The organism is Vibrio qinghaiensis (assembly GCF_002257545.1).
Classification (GTDB): domain Bacteria; phylum Pseudomonadota; class Gammaproteobacteria; order Enterobacterales; family Vibrionaceae; genus Vibrio; species Vibrio ordalii.
In genome coordinates, this window is sequence record NZ_CP022741.1 from 1,163,699 (window position 1) to 1,186,339 (window position 22,641).

A 22,641-nucleotide genomic window follows, 5' to 3' on the forward strand; every position below is an offset into this window, starting at 1 on the left:
CCAGCCTTTGTGGGCGTGTCTGTTTGACAATAGCGCCCATATAAACCTGAAAACGCCTCCTGATTTTGTAGAAAACAGGGGGTGTTTTTTTAGGCTCAAACTGGCAAAACCTAGCCGATACTAGCGAATACGAGTAAACTCTTCTCTTTTCATGGAAGAGCCCAGAAGCAATGTTAAAACAAGATCATAGCCAAGCGATACAACAAAGGATCGATCAAAAAACCAAACCCTTGGGGGCGCTGGGCCAACTTGAGTCATTAGCACACCAGCTCGCCTTAATCCAAAGTCAAAATCAGCCTCAGCCCACTCAGCAGATCACCATTCATAAGCCTACCGTACTGGTCTTTGCTGGCGATCACGGCATTGCAGATGAAGGCATTAGCATTGCGCCAAGCGCGGTGACTCAGCAAATGGTGCTTAACTTTCTGGCGGGTGGTGCGGCCATCAACTGTTTTTGTCGCAGCAATCAAGTCGAGATGAAAGTAATAGATTGCGGGATTTTACTCCCTGTAGAAAGCGACAATCCGCACTTTCTTGTGCAGCGCTTAGGTAGCCGAACGGAGAACTTTGCTCGCCAAGCAGCGATGTCTGTAGAGCAAGTGAAACAAGGGCTATTGCTAGGCAATCAGGCCGTGCAGCAGGTGATCCGTGCGGGGTCCAATATGGTGATGTTTGGTGAAATGGGCATTGGCAATACCAGTAGTGCTTCTGCGATATTAGCGGCACTTTCTGAACATTCTGTTGAACAGTGCGTTGGTTACGGCACTGGCATTTCAACACAGCAATATCAGAAAAAAATACAGTTAGTGAAGCAAGGCGTAACACGCTGCCGTGGTTTGGATCCAGAAACGGTCCTTGCGGAAGTAGGCGGCTTTGAAATTGTGCAAATGGTCGGAGCATTTTTAGGCGCTTACCAGCAGCAAACGCCGATTCTGGTGGATGGATTTATCGTCACGGTAGCCGCGTATGTGGCCACACTTATTGAACCGGATTGCCGCGAGTTGATGATTTTTGCTCATCAGTCCCATGAATCGGGCCACCAACGCGTACTTGAACAGTTAAACGCGACACCACTGCTTAATTTAGGGTTGAGGTTGGGTGAGGGAACGGGTGCTGCATTAGCCGTACCTTTGGTCAAAGCAGCCGCCGAGTTTTACAACACCATGGCCAGTTTTGCCGACGCAGGAGTGACAGTGTAATGCTGCGCGCTTTCGCTTATCAATTAGAGCTGTTCTGGTTGGCGCTGAGTTTTTTCTCGCGCCTTCCTATTCCTAACAATACGCCCTATTGCAGTGAACGAATGAACCGATCTGGGCGCTATTTTTCCTTGGTTGGTCTATTACTCGGCGCGATCTGCGGTGCCATCTACAGTGTGCTGATCCTGATTTTACCGAACGAGGTGAGCATCGCACTGACGATGGTGGCCAGTTTGTTATTAACGGGAGCATTTCATGAAGATGGCTTAACCGATATGGCGGACGGCATTGGCGGAGGAATGACGGTTGAGCGCCGTTTGAGCATCATGAAAGATAGCCGTATTGGCACCTATGGTGCGGCCAGTTTAGTGATGGCGCTACTGTGTAAGTTTCTCTTTCTAGAGGCGCTACTTGGTTATGGCAATGTATTGATGGTGTGGGTGCTAGGCTACAGTTTTAGCCGTGCGATAGCGGCATCGTTGATTTTCGACATGCCGTATGTGAGCGATCTCGATAGCAGTAAAAGTAAGCCGCTAGCTAATAAACAAACCCTTCCAGAGCTCATTTTTCTACTGCTGTGCGGCTTAGCGCCTGCGGTATGGTTTGGTTGGCAGGTAAGCCTGAGCCTAGTATTGGTTGCTGTGGTTTTTCGTATTTTCTTCAAAGCTTGGTTGATGGCACGTATTGGTGGCTTCACCGGAGATTGCCTTGGCGCTGCACAACAGATCATGGAACTGCTGATCTATCTGCTGCTTATTGTATTCGCTGGGCTGGGTTATTTGAGCATGGGAGCGATTGAATAATGGTGCATTTGATTTTGGGTGGCGCGCGTAGCGGTAAGTCTTGTTTCGCTGAACAGGCCGCAAAGCAAGCACACCAAGCCCTGTTAATGCGGCTGCCGCAGGCTCAGCTTAACTATGTTGCCACCGCGATTGCGTTTGATGATGAAATGCAGGCAAGGATTGCCCACCACCAGCAGCAAAGAACGTCGGAATGGCAAGAGCACGAATGCCCTGAACAACTGCCTGAGTTAATGGCCACTTTTTCAGCACATGATGTGGTATTAGTGGACTGCTTAACGCTGTGGCTGAATAACGTTATCTACAACCATGGCCAGCAAGCTCACGAAGCGGAGATAAAAAAGCGAGTCGAGCAACTCTGTTTTGCCGTTGAGCAAACGCCCGCCACTTTGGTTATCGTCGCTAACGAAGTGGGCCTTGGCGTGATCCCGATGGGGGAGGTTTCGCGCTTATTTGTCGATAATGCGGGCTGGCTTAACCAAGCGCTAGCCAAGTTAGCAACCCGAGTGAGCTTTATTGCGGCGGGCTTGCCGATTGTTTTAAAAGATATTGTTTTAAAAGATATTGTTTTAAAAGACATCGTTTTAAAAGACATTGTTTTAAAAGACACTGCTCTAAACGACATCGCTTTAAAAGGCTCACAATGATCAATCTCTATTTGATGCGCCACAGTAAAACCGTCGGTCGGCCTGCACTCAATGGTAAAACAGATGTGCTCGTTGAAGCGCATCGGCAAGAGCAGATCGCTCACACTTTGCTGAGGTCCCCTTACTCCTTCTCAAACATCATTACTTCGCCGCTACGCCGTTGCCATGATTTAGCGCAGCAACTGGTTTTACAGCAGCCGAAATTGGATTACCAAATTGAGCCTGATTTCCAAGAGATGGATTTTGGTGACGTCGATGGCGTGGCCTTTGATGAACTGCAATCGATGTGGCCAGTAGTGGAAACTTTGTGGATCAATCCGGCCCAACATCAACTACCGAATGCAGAAAACTTGGCCGATTTTCATCAGCGTGTAACTCGTGCTTGGGAGGCGCGAGTTAAAGAGATTAAACAAGACACTTTGATCATCGCTCATGGCGGAACAATCAGAATGATACTTGCCGATGTTCTAGGCACTGACTGGCAAAACCCACATTGGTATAGCGTGTTAAATATCGACTATCAATCATTAACTCATATCCAAATAGGAAAAGATAACGCTAAGAATGTGACTGTGAAGAGCATCGGAATTCAAATTTAGCACCGGGTGAGTATGCAGTAGAGTATGGAGTAACTATCAGATTTAATGGTAGAATTCCCGGCCATTAACGCCGAGCCTCTGGTTAAGCGTATTTTTGTATAAGGTATTGAGACGATCGTTGATGAGCTTCATTTACCCTTATCCATCTTGATAAGTGGGATCGCCTCAACATAAATTGCTTCTACAATTCATTAACATACCGCTGTGCAATAAAGGAGTAACGCATGACGAAGTCCCTTTTCCGCCAATCTTTCCTATTTGATAGTTTGGATTTAGACCAAGAAATGGTCAGTGGCGAAATCCAAACGGCAGCTGGTATTACGCTTAAAGTGCTCTCGCGTGGAGTACTCGAAGTGATTCCCGCTCATCTCAACGATGAGAGTAAGCACATCATTATTTCTTGCGGTATTCATGGTGACGAAACTGCGCCAATGGAATTAGTCAATAAGCTGGTGGATGATATTCAGTCAGGTTTTCAAGCGGTCCAACACCGCTGCTTATTGATTGTGGCTCATCCTCAGGCGACGAATCAACATACCCGTTTTGTGCAAGAGAATTTGAACCGTTTATTTGATGATAAAAATGGCAATAACTCGCTAGAAAGAGAGATTGCGCAGCACCTCAAACAGACAGTGAAAGACTTTTTCGAACACACCGCTGAGCAAAATCGGTGGCATCTTGATTTGCACTGTGCGATTCGTCACTCCAAACATTATTCGTTTGCCGTCAGCCCTAAATCCCGCCATCCTGTCCGCAGCCGAGAATTGATGGCATTTGTTGAAAACGCCCATATCGAAGCGGTGCTGCTTTCAAATTCCCCCTCAAGTACCTTCAGTTGGTACAGTGCTGAGAATTTTGCCGCGCAAGCTTTAACGCTTGAGCTGGGGCAAGTCGCACCTCTTGGTCAAAACAACCTAGAGCGATTAGTCGCGTTTGACTTAGCCATGCGCGATTTGGTAGCCAATGCGACACCTGAACACTTGCCAAGAAAGCCAACTATTTATCGTGTCAGCCGTACCATCGTCCGTTTGCATGACGATTTTGATTTCATGTTTGATGATAACGTCGAAAACTTTACTGCGTTTAAACATGGTGAGGTATTTGGTCATGATGGTGAAAAGCCACTCATGGCGAAAAATGAAGATGAAGCGATCGTATTTCCTAACCGGAAAGTGGCATTAGGCCAGCGCGCTGCATTGATGGTGTGCAAAGTAGCGACACGCTATGAAGACGATCAATTGGTATACGATTAATCGATGCTACTTTTGGCTTGTTAATCTTTTGACCTGTTAACCTTTTGGCCTGTTAACAAGGTGTGCAATACAGGCGATTGCTTTTGTATATCACTTTCTATTTAAATGGCTTAACGGTAAGGTTAGGCCATTATTGTTTCTCTTACTTACATATAAGCGCATGACGTTCAATCAGTTACTCTTAAAAAAACAGCGTCGCTGGCATTACGCCCTCTACGCTATGCTGGCATTGTTGATTACGATGAGTGCGTTTTATTTGATGGTGGGTGAACTCTTTATCAGCCCATTTCACACTTGGTCACCACTGGAATGGCAGTTAGTGACTGAACTTCGTGCTCCTCGTCTGCTCTCTGCCGTCATCATTGGTGCTTCACTAGCCGTATCAGGCGCGGCGCTGCAAGTGTTATTAGGGAATGTTTTGGCAGAACCGGGCGTGCTTGGTATTTCTGGTGGAGCCAGTGTGGCGATGGTAGTGGTGCTGTTTTTCTTCCCTGCCTTGGCCTCACCTGAAATTTTCATGCTTTGTGCCGTAGTCGGTGCGATGGTGTTTACTCTTTTACTGGTCAGCATGGCTAAAGCGATGCGTTTAAGCACAACCCGCTTACTGTTGGTCGGTGTGGCGCTGGGTATTTTATCTGGTGCTGTGGTGACATGGGCGTTTTATTTCAGTAATGATCTCAGTTTAAGGCAACTGGTTTACTGGTTGATGGGCAGTATTGGTGGTGCAAGCTGGTATCAACATACGCTTTCATTAGCAGCGCTTCCGGTTATTATCTGGCTTGCTCTGCAAGGAAAAACGTTAGACAAACTGATGCTGGGCGAAACTCATGCAAAGCAGTTAGGTGTGGATGTACATCGACTACGTTGGAAATTGATTTTTGCCGTGTCGCTGCTGGTAGGAGCTGCGGTGGCATTGGGCGGTGTGATCAGTTTTGTTGGGTTGGTTGTTCCGCATTTATTGCGCTTGGCGTTTGGTTCTGAAAACCGCTACCTTTTACCTATGTCGGCTCTGTTCGGCGCACTCTTACTGGTCTGCGCGGATATCGTTGCCAGAACGGCGCTTAATGCTGCTGAGCTTCCACTTGGTGTCGTCACTACCACCATTGGTGCGCCGATTTTTATTTGGATGTTGTTGAAAAACCATGATTCACGTTAATAGCCTGCAGGTTTCATCACGCTTATTGCCACTCTCTTTTAGCTGCCAAGCGGGAGAGGTGTTGCATGTTATTGGGCCTAATGGCAGCGGAAAAAGCACTTTACTCTCGGCGTTAGCTGGCGTGACAGAGAGCCAAGGTGAGGTTCATATTGGTGAGCTTCAGCTCTCAAGCGCATCGTTAGAGGCGCTGTCACTGCACCGAGCTTATCTGTCGCAAAACGACAAGCCTGTTTTTAATGTCGATGTTTATCAATATCTTGCCTTAGCGATCCCCAGTTGCGCCGATTTACATTCTCAGGCTGTTAATCAAGCCGTGCTTCATCTCACTCAACGATTGAATATTCAAGACAAATTGCATCGATCCATTCACCAACTGTCAGGCGGCGAATGGCAACGTGTCCGCTTGGCCGGTATTTGCTTGCAAATTTGGCCAACCTTAAACCCTTACGCGCAGTTATTGATATTAGATGAACCTGCGGCGCCTCTTGATATTGCTCAAGAAGGGTTGCTTTATCGTTTGATTGAAGAGGTTGCACAGCAAGGGATAGCGGTAGTGATGGCCAATCACGATCTCAATCGAACATTGCGCCATGCCGATCGCGCTCTGTTACTGCAAGATGGCGTATTGCAAAGTTACGGCTCGGTTGAACAAGTATTAGAGAGCCAAGCGTTAAGTGCAGCGTTTCAGACTCAGGTGAAGCAGGTTGTTGTTGAAGGAAAGCCTTACCTTATCTTTGATTAAAAGCACAACTGTCGTGCAGTAAGCACACTTTTAGCGCATCAATGTGCTGAAGATAGAATGATAAAAATAGTAAGTCTATTAAAAACAAATGGTTAGGTTTTATGTGAAAGTTGGCACGCCAATCGCATTAATAGAATCGATACATTCTCGTTCTTGTTAGGCTTTTTATAAGTCTCTTAACCACCTTGCACCCACAAGGTGGTTTTTTTTATCTGAGTCTTTGCAAGGTTATTGCGTCAATGAAGCAAGGTCAGCAGGACGGTAATAGACTGATTTGAGCACTTTACCTTGGCGAATCGTTTTGCCTTCAGAGACAAAATCTTGTGCGCATTTAGCAATAATGTAGTCGCCTTTTTGTACGGCCATCAGCTCAATACCTTGTTCAGCATAGTAGGCTTGGGTATCAGCATACTCTTTTTCATTGCGACATACTTTACTCATGTTCGAGCTGTGTACTTCATCCCAGCATGGAATAAATTCGATGCCACGATTCACGGCAACATTGAGCAGAAGATCAATCAAATAGCTGATCGCTAAGTTGTCACTCACTTGGCTATGCCCTAGGTGGACTAAGCGACCCATCAAAACGTACACAGTATCGATGATCGCATCCGCTTGTTCTGTTTTATTGTCAGCTTCAGCAAGTTCAGTCAACTCTTCAATCGCGAGCGAAGTATGCAACGTGTCAGCTTGATCGTTTAAGCTGCTGGCATCAGCAACGGGGAGATCAAAGGTGCTACGAAACTCGGTAATATCGCGGTAAAGATGATCGTAAATCTCTTGAGTAAGCTTGGATAAATGCATTATCTCGGTCCATTGGTTTGGTTAACAGGGATTGTGACGCGTAGTAACAAATTGATAGTAATAAACTGATAATAATAAACTGATAGTAATAAACTGATAGTAAGAAAACGGATAGTAAGAAAACGGATAGTAACAAACTGATGGCAAAGCTGCGACCCATGCCATCAGTTTGTTCAAAGAACAAGGTTACTTATTGAGAAACAAATAAGGAAACAGTTGGCGGCGTTCTTGGTCACTTAGAGCACTAACACGAGCGATATTGGTATCGGGAATCGCTTCTGGGTTAGGGTAGTGCTTGAGTACTTTTTCCATGCTCTCTTCACGAATAAGATGGAAAATCGGGTACGGCGAACGGTTAGTTAGGTTTTCGTCATCTTCGGGGCGTGTGCCGCCAAAACAGTAGTGAGGGTGAAAAGTAGCGACTTGGAAGATGCCTTGCCAATCTTGTTGCGTAATTAATGCTTCGACCCAATCGATAAAAAAGTTGTACTCAAAAAAATCTTCGAGCATGTTTGGCACCACCACTAAGGTGGTCTCAAGAGACTGTGCCGAGCTGCCTTCTAACTCTAGCAATTGCTGCAAAATATCTTGCAGCAATTGTTCTTCAGTATCGGCTTCACTGACGAAAATTTTGATCTGTTGGTTACGTTGTGGTTTTGCGGCGAAAGGGCAGAGATTTAAGCCAATCACCACATCGTTAAGCCACTGTTCGACTTCAGTTGTGATGGCGGTTTTATTTATCGTTACGCTCATAATACTTATTAAAACAGTCAATTTGGCGCAAGCATAGCATGACTCTTTTGATAAAGTGAGTGGATAACACTACTTGATCAATTCATGCAGCGGTTTGCGGTGCGCAAGGGCGCGGTCATCATGGCGCAATTTCCAACAGAGAAAAAACATCGCCACATACAACACCATTCCACCCGAAACCACCACCGCCCAACCGCCATTTTGCCAGCAATAGAGTAGGAAAAACCCGCCGAGGCTGCCACCCACATAGTAATGAACCAAATACAGAGCGGTCGCGGTTGCTTTTGCGCTGCTGGCCTTTTGGCTCACCCATGAATAGGCAAGCGTATGAGTAAAAAACGCGCCGAAACTGATCAGCATTAAACCGATCAGCATAAACGGGATTGATTCAACCAAGGCTAGCCACATCCCCGACAAACTGAGTAAGGCTCCCAACATCATGCCCGAAATGGCATTGTAGCGTTTTGTCCAGTTGGCGGTCAGTTTCGAGCTGAGTGTTCCCGCCAAATAACATAGGAAGATCAATGATGCTAAGCCAATCGGTAGCGAGTAGGGTTCGGCGACAAGCCGAAAGCCCATCACTGAGTAAAGGTTAACAAACAGCGCGAAGTTAGTACCACCAATCAGCATCGCTAGCCACAGTGTGCGGTTAGAAAGATGTTTTACTAGCGCACGATTGTGGTGAAAGAATAAGCCTCGTTGCGGCGTGAAATTGCGTTGAATGGGCAGCAACCACAGCACAATGATAGCGCATACGAAAGTAAGCAAGGCAATCACAATCACCGCTTGTTGCCAGCCAAAAGCATCGGTCAATATACCGCCTAAAATTCGGCCGCTGATGCCACCTAATGAATTGGCAGCAATATAACCGCCAATCGCTTGGCTAAAAGCTTGAGGTGAAAGCTCCTCAGCCATGTAAGCCACGGCAACCGAAGCAAAGGCGGCCAATGCGACGCCCATTAGTGCACGAGTTAAAACCAGCACCCACAGTTGTTGGCTGATCAGCATCAAGCTGCCGATCAAGGGCATCATGAATAGCCCCAATAACATCACTTTGCGGCGGCCAAAGGATTCAGAGCTGATTGCCCAAGGGACTAAACTGACGGAGAGTGCGAGAGTTGATGCGGCAAATAACCAGTTAATTTGAGTTTCCGAAACCGCAAAATGCGTAGCAAGGTAGGGCAACATTGGCTGAAAAAGATAGAGATTACAAAAGACTAAGAACGAGCCGAGCGCAAGTCCCCAAGTGACTTTTCGGTATTCTTTACTGCCAATTTCGATCATGATTACGCTTCACTTACGTTATGTATCTGTGATCACAGTAGCAGTGGCTTGGTGATTAATAAAATATATTAAAAATATCGTTGTGATATATAAAATATATCCAAACCCCATTGGACGAATCTCGCTTTGTTTGATTCTGTGGAACCATAACGCTATGGATACTCGCCATCTAAAACATTTTTCGGCTGTGGTTCAGTGCGGCAGCTTTACTTTGGCAGCCCAGCAACTGCACATTGCGCAGCCAGCGCTCAGTATTTCGATTAAGAAATTTGAACAGCAATTAGGGGTTGTTTTGTTAAAAAGAGATGAGCGAAAAGTGACGCTGACCCATGAAGGGCAAGTGTTATATGAACACGCCACGCGTATTTTGCAGCAACTTGAAGATGCACAATTGGCGATGGATGAGCTTAAAGGGCTAGTCAAAGGCGAAGTGAGGCTCGGCGCGCCGAGCATGATGGGATCCTATTTCTTTCCAGAAATTGTAATGGCTTTTAAAAGTCACTTTCCCTTGCTAAAAATGACGGTGATAGAAGCGGGAACTCAGTCGATTCGGAAAATGTTGCTCAGTGGTGAGCTAGATATTGGTGTGATCCTCAATCATGATCTTCCTCCGGATTTAGAGGTTGATCCCCTCTTATCATCGCAAATGGTGGCGGTAGTGGGGAAAGAACATGAGTTAGCACAACGAGAATCGATAGATTTTAAGACCTTTTTTGAGCATGAATTGGTAATGTTTAAGCCCGGTTATTTCCACCGCGACTTCATTGATAAAGTGTGTAAAGAGTATAAGCTCAGCGCACATTTCTCTTTTGAAACCAATCTGTTGCCAATGATTTTAAGTATTGTCAAACATGAGTACGCAGTGACTGCGTTATTAGAGCTTGTAACGGAGCATGAACCGGATGTACGAGCGATCCCTTTTGAACCGCCAGTCTGGTTAGATTTAGCCCTCGCATGGCGCAAAGAGGGCTATTTGTCTAATGCCGACCGTACTTTTATTGAATTTGTGAAACAGTATGTGTGAAAGGGGCGATGTGTATCGTTCGATTAACTTTGATAGATTTTTTCAAAGTTGTTTGGGTTCCAGCCAATCATAATTCGATCACCAATTTTTAAAGCCGGTACACTGCGCGCGCCGATCGCATCCAGTTCCTTCCGGCCGCGTTGCATTTTTGCGTTACATAAGCGGTAGGGGATCTGTTTGGCGTCAAGATAGCGCTGAGCATCTTTACAGTGCGGGCATTTATCTTTGACGTAGAGCACAATACGTTTCATCCAATTCACTCATTAACCGAACATAAAGGGCGGCAAGTTTACCCACCGAGGCGCTGAGTTTCAACTCTCTCGGATGCGAAGCCTTGCTCCTTGTGATTGGAAAGATGAAACGCAGGCTTGATTCAGTTACACTTAGCGCCTTTTTTATGAGTCAGTTGCTGGGCTATGCATCCATCTTTTCGTTACATACAAAACTATCCGCCTCATCTCGTTTCACAAGTTGGACAGTTGATCACGGCCGGTAAATTCGTTAGTTGGTTTGAGCAACGCTACCCACAGCGCCATTCGATTCAAAGTGAAAAAGCGTTGTTTAACTACGCGATTGATCTCAAAAATCAATACATGAAGAAAACGGCGCCGATCAGTAAAGTGGTGTACGACAATAAAATCCACATTATCAATAACGCACTAGGGTTGCACAGTTATGTTGCCAAAGTGCATGGTGGGAAAATCAAATCTAAAAATGAGATCCGCATAGCGAGCATGTTTAAAGAAGCACCGGAGCCGCTGTTGCGCATGCTAGTGGTACATGAGCTGGCTCACATCAAAGAGAAAGAGCACAACAAGGCCTTCTATCAACTGTGTTGCCATATGGAACCGAATTATCATCAGCTCGAGTTTGATGCACGATTGTTTATGATGTATCTCGATTTAAAAGAGGAGCAGTAATGTCAGCCAAAGCGAAGTCGCAGAAAAGCCAACCTGAAGCGAGCCATAAAAAACCTGCGTTAAAAGCAAAGCAGGGGTTACATCTTCGTAATCAGCATCAAGGACAATACGATTTCCCCGCGCTGATTAATACACTGCCTGCTTTGAAGCCCTTTGTTATTCGCAACCCGAGTGGTGAACCGAGCATCAATTTCTCCGATGCGATGGCGGTGAAAATGCTCAACAAAGCGTTATTGGCACATCATTATCATGTGGCCCATTGGGATATTCCCGCTGGGTATTTGTGCCCGCCGATCCCCGGTCGAGCTGATTATATCCATCGCGTGGCCGATCTGCTGCTAGATGAGTGCCCATCCATCAAGCATGAAAAGGTTCAAGCACTTGATATTGGGGTCGGAGCTAACTGTATTTATCCGATAGTGGGCGTGGCAGAGTACGGCTGGCGCTATGTTGGTAGCGATATTGATCCTATCTCTATTAAATCCGCCAATCTGGTGGTTAATGGCAATGCTTCACTCAATGGGCGTATTGAATGCCGTTTGCAGAGTGATGCAAAACACATTTTTAAGCAGATTATTCAAGAAAATGAGCGTTACGATCTCACCACGTGCAACCCGCCTTTTCATGCATCACAACTACAGGCGCAGCAAGGCAGCGAACGTAAGTTGAAAAATTTACAGCGTAATCGAGTCAAAAAAGGTCAAGAAATTGCGGGGCAAGACGCTAACAGAAGTAAGGCGGTTACGCTCAACTTTGGTGGACAAAAAGCTGAGTTATGGTGCCCCGGTGGTGAAGCTGCCTTTATTAAAAACATGGCCTTTGAAAGTCAACACTACGCTCAGCAAGTGCTGTGGTTCACCACATTGATCTCTAAAAAAGAGAATGTACGTTGGATGCAAAAACAGTTAGATAAAGTCGGTGCTGCAGTGGTGAGGGTTGTTGAAATGCAACAAGGGCAAAAAGTGAGTCGATTCATCGCATGGAGTTTCCAAAATGACAGCCAACGCAAACAATGGTTAGCGGCAAAGTGCTAGGCTGACTTCGTTGATTGACTATATTGGTCAGTGAGTTGAGATAGCAATAGAAGGAGTAAGGTATGGACTTTGACCTTTATTTACCTTGCCAACCTGACTGGATCTGCCAGCCCTTCGCTTATCTGTTTGCTTTGCTTGCGATGATTGGGCTTGGGTTTTTTATTCGTATTATCTATCGCGAATATCAAAAAATTCAGCGCGCTCAGAAAGTCAGACGTCTTCGCCGTATCCACTATCGTGACCGTAATGGTGGCAAAGACGGTAGACCCACCAATATCAAATAACCCTTGCCCTAGTAATACGATGTTAGGAAAAGGTATCGAGCGCCGCTTGATATTTTTTCTCTAACGCTTTATTTCCTGCCTTTTTCTCTAACTCTACCAATAATTGAAGCGATGTTTTTTGGTTACCGTAGCGCTGATTAAATTGCATCAAGCGGATGCGAGCTTGCGTGTATTGTTGAGCGCCAATTTCCAATTTAGCTAATTGCAGCAATGAACGAGCTCGATTAGGGTCATGGTCTAATGTTTTTGCAAAATAGTAGCGCGCTTGTTCTTTATCGCCAGATTTTAACGCGCAAAAGGCTGCGTTCTCATAGCTTGCTGGGACAAGGTAATAATAGGGTTGGGCAATGGCGCGGTTAAAATATTGATCGGCTTTTTGATATTCGCCCTGCTTACACAAAAATGTACCGTAGTTATTGAGAATATTGCCGTTTTTGGGATGGGCGCGAAGCGCGGTTTGATAGGTTTTACGTGCGGCCTCTGTTTCACCGACAGTTTGGTAGTAGTGAGCCATCGCAAGTTGCGAGCGATAGTAAGTCGGCGCATGTTGTGTGGCTTTTTCTAAGTTCTCACGTGCTTTGCTCATGTTGCCATTTTCTAAATAGCCTAGGCCGAGCGCAATGCGAGATTCAGCCATTTCAACCGGATCCGCTTTTACTTCAGGCTCACCCTTTTCGTTCACGGTGACACAGGCCGATAACGTGAACATTATCAATATCATCAGTACTTTTTTCATTATCTGCAGCTCCTAAATCGCTTAGACGCATGATAAGGAAATCAGAAGATTGAGGGAGAAAGAGGAGAGAAGAATGCGAGTCAGTATGCACTATGTTTGAGTCAGTATGCACTATGTTTGATGAAAACCTGAACACCTCATTACTGAGATGATCAGGCATGAAACACTAATCGTCTTTGGTAAATTTATCTTCGCTAAAGTGTTCAAGGTCGTAAGGTGTTTGTTGGTAAACACAGTAGTTTAACCAGTTTGCAAACAGCAAGTGACCGTGGCTTCGCCAGCTGGCGACTGGCTTATTATCTGGGTTGTCATTGGGGTAGTAGTTGACTGGGATTGCGGGTTCCATCCCTTCACCTAAATCTCGAATATATTCACCATGCAGTGTATGTGCGTCGTATTCAGGGTGACCTGTGACAAACACGTTACGTTTGTCTTTGGTTGAGGCTAAGTACACACCCGCCACATCGGAGGTGGCGAGAATATCTAAATTCGTATGTTCGGCTAAGTATTCTGGTGAAAAATCAGCATAACGAGAATGGGGCGCTAAAAAGGTGTCGTCAAAGCCGCGTAATATCGGATGAAAGGGATGGTGGATTTCATGATGATAAACGCCCGATAATTTTTCTTTGCGAGTTCGTTTGGGCAGATTGTAGAGCAGTTTTAGCCCCGCTTGCGCTGCCCAGCAAACGTAGAGTGTGGAAGTGACGTGATTTTTAGCCCATTCCATCACGCTTTTTAAGTGTTCCCAATAAATCACATCTTCAAATTGAACCAACCCCAAAGGCGCTCCAGTGATGATGAGCCCGTCGAAGTTGCGATTTTTTACCATCTCAAATTGACGGTAAAAGTTCTCCAAATGCTCAGTGGGGGTATTTTTACTTGGGCGCTCATCAATTCTCAGTAATTCAATATCCACTTGCAGCGGAGTATTGGATAACAGGCGTAAAAACTGAGTCTCGGTTTCGATTTTCTTCGGCATTAAATTCAAAATCAAAACTTTCAGTGGACGGATGCCCTGTGTGGCGGCACGTGTTTCTGACATCACGAAAATGTTCTCATGACGCAGTACATCACCGGCAGGCAGTTGGTCTGGGATCTTAATCGGCACAGCTTTCTCCCTAAGCTATTTTTGGACGTCTATACTGCCGAACTTAACTCAATCAAAACCAGATGTCGATAGCAAAATGGATCTTGCTGTGAAATTGGTTACTATTGGATATCCGTTTACTTACCTGTTGGATACACATGGCGCTAACCTTAACTTTGATCAGGGGATTACCCGGCTCAGGCAAAAGCACCTTAGCAAGGACGCTACATGCAAAGCATTTTGAAGCGGATATGTATTTTATCAATGAGCAAGGCAGCTATTGTTATCAGCCAGATAAAATCGAGCAAGCTCATCGGTGGTGTCAACAGCAAGTGGAGCGCTGTTTAGCGCAAGGTGAGGACGTTGTTGTGGCGAATACTTTTGTTCGACAGTGGGAGATGCGAGCTTACCGGCAGTTGGCTAAACGTTACCATGCAACCTTAGTGATTAATGTTTGTCGTGCGCAGTACCAGAATGTTCATGGTATCGATGATGCCACTGTTGAGCGTATGCGTCAGCAGTGGCAGGAATGATTGATTAACGCTTCCGCTGGAGTTGGTAAAAGGCAAGGGCTCCCCAACCAAACACTTGCACCCACAAGATCCCCCACTGAGTGCTGATTTGATCCCATGATGCGCCCATTTGGTTCAAACTAAGAAATCCCTGAATGGCAGGCGTACTGGGAAAGAGGTTGGAGATCCAAATGATAGGGCGTGGAATTGCTTCTAAAGGCCAAATAAAACCAGCTGAAAAAATCAGTGGCATTGAGCTGATTAATACCACTAACGTCACCAATTCTCGCCGCGGTGTAACTGAACCAAGCCAAATGCCGCATAGGCAAGAGGCCAGTAAGAAAGGCAGTAGAAGTAGCAATAAATGCCCCGCACTGGCGAGGGTGTTGACACCATGTGAGGTAAAACTGGCACCAAAGTAGTACATGCTGAGTAGATAATAAACAGCAACCAGGACAATGCTGCGTACCAATATTAATCGTAGCGGTGTGGTATGACTCCAATAGCCATTTCCGTGCTTTTGTGTTCCGCCCATTAATCCTGCCGCCATGATCATGGTTTGTTGTAAGATCAAAACAAACACCGCTGGGACAACGTAATCAACATAACCCATGCGTGGGTTAAAGGTCGGTTTTAAGTTGATGCTTGTGGCGGAATAGTGCTGAGCGGCCAGAGAAAGCGGTTCTCCTTCCATCACTAAACGTGACACTTTACTTTTCGCGGCTAAGGTTCCACCAGCTTGCGATAAGCCCTCAACGATGGTGCCGTACACTAGAAAGTAAGAGGCATCGCCAGCGTAGGCCAGTGTTGGACTTTTCCCAAGCAGTAGGTCTTTATAAAAATGTTCAGGAATCACTAAAATACCGCTAACTTTGCGGTTAAGAAACGCCTGCTTGGCATCTTCAATGGTACTGTCTCGTTGAATCACTTTGACTTGTGGCGTTGCGTCAACCATGCGTTCTAGTTGGTAACTGGCTTGGCTTTTATCGAGATTGACTATCGAGAGTGTCTGATCGCGTGGAGTTTGCTGCGTATAAGGCAAAGGGTATAAAAAGGAGTAAAAAACCACGCCACCAAAGACAGTCAACAGCACTACAGGGTTAGTGAATAGCGCTTTTAGCTCTGCTTTAAGTAGAGCAATGAATCGCGTAGTTTCAGTCATGGTTGATTCGCTCGGCTTGCTTGTGTTTACGGATAAGAATCAAAGTGAGCAGCAGCGGCAATGCATAGCCCAGCATTGGCACTAAATACTTCAGTGATGACAACAGCTCAGCGTTATAACTCACTTGGCTTACTTGCACTTCAATGTAGTGACTCACTGGTAGCAGGCTTCGCCACCACTGCGCTAGAGTATTCATATCCGTCACTGGGAACGTAATACCCATAAACGCAAAACTTGGTGCGGTAAAAGCGCCAGCAAAACTCATCGCTCTTGCCGGATCGAGTGTTAGAAAGAAAAAGAGTGCGCCCATGATCATACAGGCGAGCGTCATTGCAAGTTGTGCGATAATCAATAGAGCAAAACTGCCGTGCATTGGCCACATTAATATTTGATAAAACCAGATTAAAAAACCAATCCCTTGCAACATAAAAATCGGCAGATAACGCATCAATGTTAGCGTTAAAATTCGTAATGGCTTTTCTCCAAGCCACGTTTGCAAACCAAAGTGACGATGGTTTGCAGCCAAAATCATAATGGTACTGACCACGACAACGATTTGCCAAAGAGCGGGTACAACCGCCGAGACTAAAAATTGCGCATAGTTTGTATTGAGATTAAACAGGGGCGTAATCTGTGTCCTGATTGGTACGGCTCGCCCCATCGCACTCAATGTGGTTTGTTGGCTAGTCGCTAGGTTTTTTACGACATCCACGTGGGCATTGAACGTACTTTGTGCTTGAACAATGGCAGCGTTGATCAATCGTCCAACCAAAATGTATTGGCTATTAAAGAAGGTCGATACTTGTGGCTGCTCACCACGAAATATTGATTTATCAAATTGATACGGAATGACAACGTACGCGTAAATGTCACTTTCAATCAACGCAGTTTTGGCTTGATTGACATCTTGGAACTGGTGCGTGACGGCCATGGTCGAGGTTGCATCGAAATCTCTTATCAATTGACGTGACAATTGGCTGTGAGACAAATCGACCACGCCAATCGGCAGATCGCGCACTATCCCTTGTGAGAAAATCCACCAAATACTGAATGCCAATACTATGGGTATCCAGCTTAGGCTAGACAATAGCCAAGGATCATGGCGCAGCAGAGGCCATTGAGGGCGAACCTGAATTGACATAAGGCTTACAGCTCAACCACTAAACTCATTCCCATACGCAAACCTTCGACAGGTGTGGTAGGGCGAGCTTCGATTTCAAAGGTGCGCAAATCAAACCCTTGTGAGGCGTCTGTTGATCGCCATGTGGCGAAATCACCCATCACTGCAATGTGGGAAACGATAAATTCTACTTTGGCTTCTAAAGCAGGTAAGTAAGCCGTAAATGTGGTGCCTTTCGTAAAATGCTTGAGTTGATCTTCGCGTACGTTGAGCACCGCCCATGAGTCTTGGGTATCCACGACAGTGACGACAGGGAAGCCCTGTGGAGCCAGTTCGCCACTTTGTAGCAGTACTTGGGACACTTCACCGTCAAACCAACTCTCAATTTTAGTATCCGCGGCATAAGCTTCAACTTCCGCTACGGCACCTGCAGCCATACGTTCTTTTTCCGCGGCAGCGAGTTTAGTTTCAGAGCGTGCGCCTTCTTTGGTCATTTGATACATCTGAAAAGCGGCGCTTTCAGTATATTTAGCGGCCTGCCATTGGGTATTGGCTTCATCACGTTTTTGTTCAGCGACGACACCATCACGGTAAAGATTATTGACACGCAAATAGGTTTTTTCCATTAAATCCGCTGCGGCTTTAGCTTTAAGCCATTGATCTTTTGCCGCTTGGATCTGCTGATCGCGTGCGCCTGTTTCTGCTTCTTTAGCCAGTGCGCCCGCCGCTTTTTGACCCGCAATCGCTTGATCTAATTTAGCTTCAATTTCAGGGCTGTGCAGAGTGAAAATGAGCTGGCCGCGTTCAACGCTATCGCCTTTGCGCACCAGTACCTGATCAATACGGCCGGGAACTTTCGAAGAGATACTGTATTGCTGAGATTCAATTTGACCTTGTAAGCGGACAGGTTTAGGTTGCGATGCTTGGTAAAAGCGATAGCCTACCCAAGAGATCGCCACCACAGCAGCAAGAGCAATCAGTGTTGGTTTTACAGCTTTCATAAGGCATCCTTTTGAGCAGGTGATTCGTGAGTCATTGATGAGTGCAACAAAATCGCTGATTGTGTGTAGATAGGGAAAGTATTCATTTCACTGGTCAATGCCAGTAACTTATTTAAAGAAAGTAAGTAGTTGAAGCTGGCTAATGACTGCTGAGTTTTGATACTAGCAAGGTAGAGCTCTGCATCCACTACATCTAAAGACGTTGCTAAACCCTGACTGAATGCTTTTTGGCGTAGGCTCAGGTTTTCATTCGCCAGTGCTAGGCTCGAGTTTAGCCCCATCACTTCTTCCAATGCTTGTTCGGCTTCCAAATAGGTTTTTTCCACCAACACGCTCAAATCTTGCTTAGCTTGCGCCTTTAAGTAACGTACTTGTGAGACCGCGCTGTGCGCTGCTTTGACTTGATCGCTGCGACCCGATGTTTCAATTAACGGAATGTTGACCCCAACACCCACTAACCAATCCGGCTTCATTTGGCTGGCCAGCGAATCGTCTTCATGTAGGCTGTAATCACCGTAAAGGTAGACTTCTGGATAGTATTTGCCTTGTTCAGCTTTGATCAAGCTGCTTGCTTGCTTTTCTTTTGCTTCAAGTAGTGCCAAGCCCGGATAGGTATTGAGCGTTTGCTCCACAAAAATAGAGAGCGGCGGTAAACGGTCGTTGACAAACAGTGAACCACTTGGCTCGACTTTTTCTGTTTGACCTAGAATTTGAGTCAGTGCGCTTTGGGCAATATCTAAGGTTTTTTGTGCTTTTTTGCGTTCAACCGTTGCTTTATCTACTGAGGCTTCAGCTTGTAGCCGTTCCACATGGGCAATTTGCCCTTGTTGCTCTAACTTTAGTGCATTATCACGGTGCTTGGTTAACCCTTGCTCAACGGCTTGGCGAGTCACTAAAACCTCTTTTGCCAAAAGAACACTAAAGTAATATTTGCTCAAGTCTTCATAGCGCGCTTGTGTTTCCATTGCGAGCTGGTTTTGCGCTTCTTCTTTTTTACCTTCCGCTGCCGCTTGTGCGGCGCTGATCCGTCCGCCTGTAAAAATAGGCCAAATAGCGCGAATCGAAGAGCTGAAAATATCACGTTCGGTGATGGTTGAAGTGATGGAGCCAGCGCTGGCGAGTATCGGCCCTAAATTTGGCCCCAAAGATGATGGGACAGATTGCCCAGTGCTATCGAATATCTGCTTTCCTGACAAAGTAACATCTTGGTCTAAACGCGTGTAGTTTGCACCAATAGAAACAGCAGGCAAATTAAGACTGTCTGTGGAATTTTCAATATGCTGATAACGTTCGACATTCGCCCGCCCAGCAGCAAGTGAATTATTGCTCTGTTGCAAAAGATCCCATGCTTGTTGAAAGGAAATCGGCGCGGCGAAAGAAGGGGCTGCACCAAGCAGAGTACAGACGAATAGGCTGAGTGTTTTCGCTTTCATGCTAAGCTCGAATTATTTTAAATTTAGAGCTAATGCTCTATTTTTTCACTGCGTAAGTCAACAGCAACGTGGGTTAAAATGCCAGAAAACGGCACACACAAGTATCATGCGCTAGCATGAAGCGCATGTCCTTAATATTCAAGACTTATTATTTAATACTTATGATGCGAAGGGCAGAAATAATCCGCTCGCCAAACGAGCTTTTTACTCCCTTGCATCGTGGTGAGCACGTCTTTGCCTGACATCTGAGGGAAAGCGAGCAGCACTCTCAGGTCATCATTTGACTCCGTCGTTATCTCTTCATAAGCCCGAACATGAGTAAAGGTTGACTGTAAATGATTAAACAGCATATCTCGTGAAAGGCAAATTCCAAAGGCATCGCGTTTCATTGTAAGTATCCTTCTGACAGATGTTATGAATGTATTCGATAGCAATTGGTATGGTTATTATAGGGCTATCTCTTCGTGAGGTTTCCTCATCGTCTTTACTGCACAATAAGTATACAAATGCTTTCGTATAATGAGATAAAAATTTCCTAAAATAGATGTGATCCAGTTCAAGAAATAGTCATGATAATTTTTTATAAAACCTAATGCATATTCTGCTTGGCAAGCCTTCGAAATAGATTGCAATAAAATGAACCAAAATGGTGCGTGGAATGCGTAGTATTGTTCACAGTTATTCGTTTCTCTCTTCGCTCAAATGTTAAATAAGTGTTAGCTTGTATGCAGAGTTAAAGAGGGATTTATGGTGTGGAGTCGTATTAGTTTTCGTAAGCGTATGCTGATCATAATGACCCTTTCAGGGGTGATTGAATTACTGTTGCTGGTTGCCGCTGGTTTTATGTACATAAAACACTCTCAAGAAGAAGAAATGGGGCTAAAAGCCTTGGGGGTGGCTTCATTTCTTGCACAAACTCCATCAGTGGTTGATATGCTTGAGTCCGGTAGTGGAGTCGATCACCAACAACGCTACCGAGAGCTAACAACATTAATCGGCGCTGCCTTTATTGTGATCGGGGATCGGCGCGGTATCCGTCTAGTACATCCTGTCGATGAACGAATTGGTCTGCCTATGAAAGGTGGGGACAACGACCGAGCCTTACTTTATGGTGAATCTTACGTCTCTTTCGCGCAAGGTTCGCTTGGTCAATCGGTACGTGGTAAAGCGGCTGTGATTAGTGCAAATGGTGACATCGTTGGGGTAGTCTCTGTCGGGTACTTGATCGAGCGGCTGCAAGATAAAATTGAACCTTTCCTGATTTATTTAATTGGTATGGCGCTCTTAGTCGTGGCAGCGAATGCACTGGTTTCTAGTTATGTATCACGTCGTTTTCAAAAAGCGATACTCGGCTTTGAGCCAGAAGAGATTGGTCGTTTATATGTTGAACTTGATGTCACCATGAGTACTTTGAAAGAAGGTATTTTAAGCATTGATGATGCAGGTATTCTTCGTTCTATTAATAAGAGTGCTTGCGATATTTTGGCGATTAACCGAGACATGGCGCTCAATCGACCACTTTCCCTTTTTTTACCTGATAGTGATCTTATGAGCGTCATAGAGAGCGGTACGCCTGATCACGACATCGAGCTGTACCTCAATCAACAACGTCTAATTGCCAATCGAAGCCCGATTATTGTTGACGGTAAAGTGGTTGGAGCGGTGTCCAGTTTCCGCCTCCGAGATGAAATCAACGAATTAACCGAGCAACTTTCTCAAACCAAAGAGTATGCGGAAATGTTGCGCTCTCAAACTCACGAACATCGCAACAAACTCAACACCATCAGTGGGCTTGTACAGATGGGAGAGTTGGAGGCGGTTCAGCATTTAATCGGTCAAGAAACGGCTCATTACCAAGCGTTAATTGAATTTCTACGCGAGACAGTTAGAGATCCACTCATTGCCGGAATGCTGCTTGGCAAAACTGAGCGTGCTCGTGAGCTTGGTTTGGAGCTAGTCGTTGAAGAGGGAGCGCATTTAGAACCTTTGCCGCCGCGTATTAATGCTGAAGATATCGTCACTATCTTGGGTAACCTGATTGACAATGCATTTGATGCAACACTCACGATGATCCGCAATGAAAAACGGGTAACACAAGAACGACGCATCATTGAAGTGTCGCTCAGTGATTATGGTGCCGAAATTATTCTGGAGGTAGACGATAAAGGGTGTGGTTTACCTGAACACATTTTGCCACAGCAATTATGGCAAAAAGGGGTCTCTAGCAAAGCGAAACACAACCGAGGTGTGGGTTTACACCTGGTAAAACAGTTAGCTGATCGCTATCAAGGGCAGCTGGAAATGAAAAGTAATCAAGAGGTTGGAACAAGAGTAACGGTTTATCTGCCTAAGGAAGAACAAGTATGAATACTCGTGTCATGATCATTGAAGATGATATCGCGATTGCGCAATTACATCATCGTTACCTGACACAAATTGAGGGATTTGAGGTTATTGGTATTGCAACGACTCACGCCGATGCGCAATTGCAGTTAGATATTCTCAAACCCGATTTAGTGTTACTTGATGTTTATCTACCGGATGGTACGGGGCTCGATCTCTTACAGAAAGTTCGAGGCAACAACCAAGGCTGTGATGTCATTTTGATTACTGCAGCGCGCGATGTTGAGACGCTGCAACAGGCAATGCGCGGCGGTGTAGTGGATTACTTACTCAAACCGGTCATGTTTCCTCGATTAGAGGCTGCCTTGAAAAAATACCTGACCCGACAGTTAGAATTGGGATCTGTGGCTGATGTTGACCAACACGTGGTTGATAAAATGTTGATGCCGAATAGCAATGAACTCTCTATCCATCTGCGCCTTCCAAAAGGAATCGATGCAGTAACACTAGATAAAATACGCCATCTTTTTGATACAAAATGCATTTTAACAGCCGACGAGGCAGGGGAAAACATTGGCGCAAGTCGAACTACAGCAAGGCGTTACCTTGAGTATTTAATTAGTAGCGGTGAATTGGCTGCTGATTTAAACTACGGAACCGTTGGCCGTCCTGAGCGTAGCTATAAAAAAATCCCCCGCCAATAATTGATGTTTTATCTATCAACCCTTTGAATTTAAATGATACTGCTCCT

Annotated in this window: 25 protein-coding genes; 14 read left to right on the top strand and 11 right to left on the bottom strand. The window is 45.5% G+C overall.

Annotated elements, in window-relative coordinates; all coding sequences use genetic code 11:
- Nucleotides 1-170 precede the first annotated feature (170 nt).
- The 7 genes from cobT to btuD all read left to right on the top strand — a co-directional run bounded on the left by cobT (nucleotide 171) and on the right by btuD (nucleotide 6,393).
- A complete protein-coding gene (gene cobT, locus CCZ37_RS05390) occupies nucleotides 171-1,199 on the top strand; it encodes a nicotinate-nucleotide--dimethylbenzimidazole phosphoribosyltransferase (RefSeq protein WP_094499951.1) in 1,029 nt (342 codons plus the stop codon).
- Nucleotides 1,199-1,999, top strand: coding sequence for an adenosylcobinamide-GDP ribazoletransferase (locus tag CCZ37_RS05395; RefSeq protein ID WP_010318609.1), 801 nt, complete (start codon nucleotides 1,199-1,201; stop codon nucleotides 1,997-1,999). The genes cobT and CCZ37_RS05395 overlap by 1 nt, the downstream gene beginning before the upstream one ends.
- A complete protein-coding gene (gene cobU / locus CCZ37_RS05400) occupies nucleotides 1,999-2,643 on the top strand; it encodes a bifunctional adenosylcobinamide kinase/adenosylcobinamide-phosphate guanylyltransferase (RefSeq protein ID WP_094499952.1) in 645 nt (214 codons plus the stop codon). The genes CCZ37_RS05395 and cobU overlap by 1 nt, the downstream gene beginning before the upstream one ends.
- The gene (locus tag CCZ37_RS05405; protein ID WP_094499953.1) at nucleotides 2,640-3,242 is read left to right on the top strand and encodes a histidine phosphatase family protein; all 603 of its coding nucleotides are present in this window, start codon (nucleotides 2,640-2,642) and stop codon (nucleotides 3,240-3,242) included. Before cobU ends, CCZ37_RS05405 begins: the two co-directional genes overlap by 4 nt.
- A 224-nt stretch (nucleotides 3,243-3,466) precedes the next feature.
- On the top strand, nucleotides 3,467-4,495 hold the full coding sequence (locus tag CCZ37_RS05410) for a succinylglutamate desuccinylase (RefSeq protein WP_010318606.1): 1,029 nt from the start codon (nucleotides 3,467-3,469) through the stop codon (nucleotides 4,493-4,495).
- Between the two features lie 160 nt (nucleotides 4,496-4,655).
- Nucleotides 4,656-5,651, top strand: coding sequence for a vitamin B12 ABC transporter permease BtuC (btuC, locus tag CCZ37_RS05415; RefSeq protein ID WP_167372386.1), 996 nt, complete (start codon nucleotides 4,656-4,658; stop codon nucleotides 5,649-5,651).
- The gene (gene btuD / locus CCZ37_RS05420; protein WP_017042998.1) at nucleotides 5,638-6,393 is read left to right on the top strand and encodes a vitamin B12 ABC transporter ATP-binding protein BtuD; all 756 of its coding nucleotides are present in this window, start codon (nucleotides 5,638-5,640) and stop codon (nucleotides 6,391-6,393) included. Before btuC ends, btuD begins: the two co-directional genes overlap by 14 nt.
- Before the next feature lie 228 nt (nucleotides 6,394-6,621).
- Here the strand turns inward: btuD and CCZ37_RS05425 are convergent, their stop codons facing one another.
- The 3 genes from CCZ37_RS05425 to CCZ37_RS05435 form a co-directional block, all read right to left on the bottom strand.
- Nucleotides 6,622-7,197, bottom strand: coding sequence for a nucleoside triphosphate pyrophosphohydrolase family protein (locus tag CCZ37_RS05425; RefSeq protein WP_094499955.1), 576 nt, complete (start codon nucleotides 7,195-7,197; stop codon nucleotides 6,622-6,624).
- Between the two features lie 186 nt (nucleotides 7,198-7,383).
- The gene (locus tag CCZ37_RS05430) at nucleotides 7,384-7,950 is read right to left on the bottom strand and encodes a DUF1415 domain-containing protein (protein ID WP_026027360.1); all 567 of its coding nucleotides are present in this window, start codon (nucleotides 7,948-7,950) and stop codon (nucleotides 7,384-7,386) included.
- A 69-nt stretch (nucleotides 7,951-8,019) separates the two neighbouring features.
- Nucleotides 8,020-9,234: an MFS transporter gene (locus CCZ37_RS05435; RefSeq protein WP_094499956.1), complete on the bottom strand. Its 1,215-nt coding sequence runs from the start codon at nucleotides 9,232-9,234 to the stop codon at nucleotides 8,020-8,022.
- Between the two features lie 154 nt (nucleotides 9,235-9,388).
- On the opposite strand from CCZ37_RS05435, the gene CCZ37_RS05440 reads away from it, so the two are divergent.
- The gene (locus tag CCZ37_RS05440; protein WP_094499957.1) at nucleotides 9,389-10,258 is read left to right on the top strand and encodes a LysR family transcriptional regulator; all 870 of its coding nucleotides are present in this window, start codon (nucleotides 9,389-9,391) and stop codon (nucleotides 10,256-10,258) included.
- Between the two features lie 23 nt (nucleotides 10,259-10,281).
- Here the strand turns inward: CCZ37_RS05440 and CCZ37_RS05445 are convergent, their stop codons facing one another.
- Nucleotides 10,282-10,509 (bottom strand): glutaredoxin family protein, encoded by a 228-nt coding sequence (locus CCZ37_RS05445; RefSeq protein WP_010318599.1) that lies wholly within the window; start codon nucleotides 10,507-10,509, stop codon nucleotides 10,282-10,284.
- Between the two features lie 165 nt (nucleotides 10,510-10,674).
- Here CCZ37_RS05445 and CCZ37_RS05450 point away from each other — a divergent pair, with 165 nt between their 5' ends.
- The 3 genes from CCZ37_RS05450 to CCZ37_RS05460 all read left to right on the top strand — a co-directional run bounded on the left by CCZ37_RS05450 (nucleotide 10,675) and on the right by CCZ37_RS05460 (nucleotide 12,496).
- On the top strand, nucleotides 10,675-11,178 hold the full coding sequence (locus tag CCZ37_RS05450; RefSeq protein ID WP_094499958.1) for a M48 metallopeptidase family protein: 504 nt from the start codon (nucleotides 10,675-10,677) through the stop codon (nucleotides 11,176-11,178).
- On the top strand, nucleotides 11,178-12,212 hold the full coding sequence (gene rlmF / locus CCZ37_RS05455) for a 23S rRNA (adenine(1618)-N(6))-methyltransferase RlmF (protein WP_094499959.1): 1,035 nt from the start codon (nucleotides 11,178-11,180) through the stop codon (nucleotides 12,210-12,212). Before CCZ37_RS05450 ends, rlmF begins: the two co-directional genes overlap by 1 nt.
- A gap of 62 nt (nucleotides 12,213-12,274) precedes the next feature.
- The gene (locus tag CCZ37_RS05460; protein ID WP_017042994.1) at nucleotides 12,275-12,496 is read left to right on the top strand and encodes a hypothetical protein; all 222 of its coding nucleotides are present in this window, start codon (nucleotides 12,275-12,277) and stop codon (nucleotides 12,494-12,496) included.
- A 22-nt stretch (nucleotides 12,497-12,518) separates the two neighbouring features.
- Here CCZ37_RS05460 and pilW read toward each other — a convergent pair whose 3' ends face one another.
- Both pilW and metA read right to left on the bottom strand, forming a co-directional pair.
- Nucleotides 12,519-13,232, bottom strand: a complete 714-nt coding sequence (gene pilW / locus CCZ37_RS05465) for a type IV pilus biogenesis/stability protein PilW (protein ID WP_094499960.1) — start codon at nucleotides 13,230-13,232, stop codon at nucleotides 12,519-12,521.
- 166 nt (nucleotides 13,233-13,398) lie between these two features.
- Entirely contained in the window at nucleotides 13,399-14,340 is a 942-nt protein-coding gene (gene metA / locus CCZ37_RS05470) for a homoserine O-acetyltransferase MetA (RefSeq protein ID WP_013856656.1), read from the bottom strand.
- A gap of 137 nt (nucleotides 14,341-14,477) precedes the next feature.
- Between metA and CCZ37_RS05475 the strand changes: the two genes are divergently transcribed.
- Nucleotides 14,478-14,852: an ATP-binding protein gene (locus CCZ37_RS05475; protein WP_167372387.1), complete on the top strand. Its 375-nt coding sequence runs from the start codon at nucleotides 14,478-14,480 to the stop codon at nucleotides 14,850-14,852.
- A gap of 4 nt (nucleotides 14,853-14,856) precedes the next feature.
- On the opposite strand, the gene CCZ37_RS05480 is transcribed toward CCZ37_RS05475, so the two are convergent.
- The 5 genes from CCZ37_RS05480 to CCZ37_RS05500 form a co-directional block, all read right to left on the bottom strand.
- Complete coding sequence (locus CCZ37_RS05480) at nucleotides 14,857-15,993, bottom strand: ABC transporter permease (protein ID WP_094499961.1); 1,137 nt, start codon at nucleotides 15,991-15,993, stop codon at nucleotides 14,857-14,859.
- Complete coding sequence (locus CCZ37_RS05485; protein WP_029626917.1) at nucleotides 15,986-17,134, bottom strand: ABC transporter permease; 1,149 nt, start codon at nucleotides 17,132-17,134, stop codon at nucleotides 15,986-15,988. The genes CCZ37_RS05480 and CCZ37_RS05485 overlap by 8 nt, the downstream gene beginning before the upstream one ends.
- A gap of 5 nt (nucleotides 17,135-17,139) precedes the next feature.
- Nucleotides 17,140-18,114, bottom strand: a complete 975-nt coding sequence (locus CCZ37_RS05490; RefSeq protein ID WP_017042989.1) for an HlyD family secretion protein — start codon at nucleotides 18,112-18,114, stop codon at nucleotides 17,140-17,142.
- A complete protein-coding gene (locus CCZ37_RS05495; RefSeq protein ID WP_094499962.1) occupies nucleotides 18,111-19,547 on the bottom strand; it encodes a TolC family protein in 1,437 nt (478 codons plus the stop codon). Before CCZ37_RS05495 ends, CCZ37_RS05490 begins: the two co-directional genes overlap by 4 nt.
- A 152-nt stretch (nucleotides 19,548-19,699) precedes the next feature.
- Nucleotides 19,700-19,936 (bottom strand): hypothetical protein, encoded by a 237-nt coding sequence (locus tag CCZ37_RS05500; protein WP_094499963.1) that lies wholly within the window; start codon nucleotides 19,934-19,936, stop codon nucleotides 19,700-19,702.
- A 358-nt stretch (nucleotides 19,937-20,294) separates the two neighbouring features.
- Between CCZ37_RS05500 and CCZ37_RS05505 the strand changes: the two genes are divergently transcribed.
- Entirely contained in the window at nucleotides 20,295-21,914 is a 1,620-nt protein-coding gene (locus CCZ37_RS05505) for a sensor histidine kinase (RefSeq protein ID WP_010318587.1), read from the top strand.
- Complete coding sequence (locus CCZ37_RS05510) at nucleotides 21,911-22,594, top strand: response regulator (protein WP_010318586.1); 684 nt, start codon at nucleotides 21,911-21,913, stop codon at nucleotides 22,592-22,594. Before CCZ37_RS05505 ends, CCZ37_RS05510 begins: the two co-directional genes overlap by 4 nt.
- The last annotated feature ends 47 nt before the right edge of the window (nucleotides 22,595-22,641 follow it).

What these genes read in the sequence shown, in the direction of transcription:
- cobT (WP_094499951.1), top strand. Translation starts at nt 171, where the DNA reads ATGTTAAAACAAGATCATAGCCAAGCGATACAACAAAGGATCGATCAA.
- CCZ37_RS05395 (WP_010318609.1), top strand. Translation starts at nt 1,199, where the DNA reads ATGCTGCGCGCTTTCGCTTATCAATTAGAGCTGTTCTGGTTGGCGCTG.
- cobU (WP_094499952.1), top strand. Translation starts at nt 1,999, where the DNA reads ATGGTGCATTTGATTTTGGGTGGCGCGCGTAGCGGTAAGTCTTGTTTC.
- CCZ37_RS05405 (WP_094499953.1), top strand. Translation starts at nt 2,640, where the DNA reads ATGATCAATCTCTATTTGATGCGCCACAGTAAAACCGTCGGTCGGCCT.
- CCZ37_RS05410 (WP_010318606.1), top strand. Translation starts at nt 3,467, where the DNA reads ATGACGAAGTCCCTTTTCCGCCAATCTTTCCTATTTGATAGTTTGGAT.
- btuC (WP_167372386.1), top strand. Translation starts at nt 4,656, where the DNA reads ATGACGTTCAATCAGTTACTCTTAAAAAAACAGCGTCGCTGGCATTAC.
- btuD (WP_017042998.1), top strand. Translation starts at nt 5,638, where the DNA reads ATGATTCACGTTAATAGCCTGCAGGTTTCATCACGCTTATTGCCACTC.
- CCZ37_RS05425 (WP_094499955.1), bottom strand. Translation starts at nt 7,197, where the DNA reads ATGCATTTATCCAAGCTTACTCAAGAGATTTACGATCATCTTTACCGC.
- CCZ37_RS05430 (WP_026027360.1), bottom strand. Translation starts at nt 7,950, where the DNA reads ATGAGCGTAACGATAAATAAAACCGCCATCACAACTGAAGTCGAACAG.
- CCZ37_RS05435 (WP_094499956.1), bottom strand. Translation starts at nt 9,234, where the DNA reads ATGATCGAAATTGGCAGTAAAGAATACCGAAAAGTCACTTGGGGACTT.
- CCZ37_RS05440 (WP_094499957.1), top strand. Translation starts at nt 9,389, where the DNA reads ATGGATACTCGCCATCTAAAACATTTTTCGGCTGTGGTTCAGTGCGGC.
- CCZ37_RS05445 (WP_010318599.1), bottom strand. Translation starts at nt 10,509, where the DNA reads ATGAAACGTATTGTGCTCTACGTCAAAGATAAATGCCCGCACTGTAAA.
- CCZ37_RS05450 (WP_094499958.1), top strand. Translation starts at nt 10,675, where the DNA reads ATGCATCCATCTTTTCGTTACATACAAAACTATCCGCCTCATCTCGTT.
- rlmF (WP_094499959.1), top strand. Translation starts at nt 11,178, where the DNA reads ATGTCAGCCAAAGCGAAGTCGCAGAAAAGCCAACCTGAAGCGAGCCAT.
- CCZ37_RS05460 (WP_017042994.1), top strand. Translation starts at nt 12,275, where the DNA reads ATGGACTTTGACCTTTATTTACCTTGCCAACCTGACTGGATCTGCCAG.
- pilW (WP_094499960.1), bottom strand. Translation starts at nt 13,232, where the DNA reads ATGAAAAAAGTACTGATGATATTGATAATGTTCACGTTATCGGCCTGT.
- CCZ37_RS05475 (WP_167372387.1), top strand. Translation starts at nt 14,478, where the DNA reads ATGGCGCTAACCTTAACTTTGATCAGGGGATTACCCGGCTCAGGCAAA.
- CCZ37_RS05480 (WP_094499961.1), bottom strand. Translation starts at nt 15,993, where the DNA reads ATGACTGAAACTACGCGATTCATTGCTCTACTTAAAGCAGAGCTAAAA.
- CCZ37_RS05485 (WP_029626917.1), bottom strand. Translation starts at nt 17,134, where the DNA reads ATGTCAATTCAGGTTCGCCCTCAATGGCCTCTGCTGCGCCATGATCCT.
- CCZ37_RS05490 (WP_017042989.1), bottom strand. Translation starts at nt 18,114, where the DNA reads ATGAAAGCTGTAAAACCAACACTGATTGCTCTTGCTGCTGTGGTGGCG.
- CCZ37_RS05495 (WP_094499962.1), bottom strand. Translation starts at nt 19,547, where the DNA reads ATGAAAGCGAAAACACTCAGCCTATTCGTCTGTACTCTGCTTGGTGCA.
- CCZ37_RS05500 (WP_094499963.1), bottom strand. Translation starts at nt 19,936, where the DNA reads ATGAAACGCGATGCCTTTGGAATTTGCCTTTCACGAGATATGCTGTTT.
- CCZ37_RS05505 (WP_010318587.1), top strand. Translation starts at nt 20,295, where the DNA reads ATGGTGTGGAGTCGTATTAGTTTTCGTAAGCGTATGCTGATCATAATG.
- CCZ37_RS05510 (WP_010318586.1), top strand. Translation starts at nt 21,911, where the DNA reads ATGAATACTCGTGTCATGATCATTGAAGATGATATCGCGATTGCGCAA.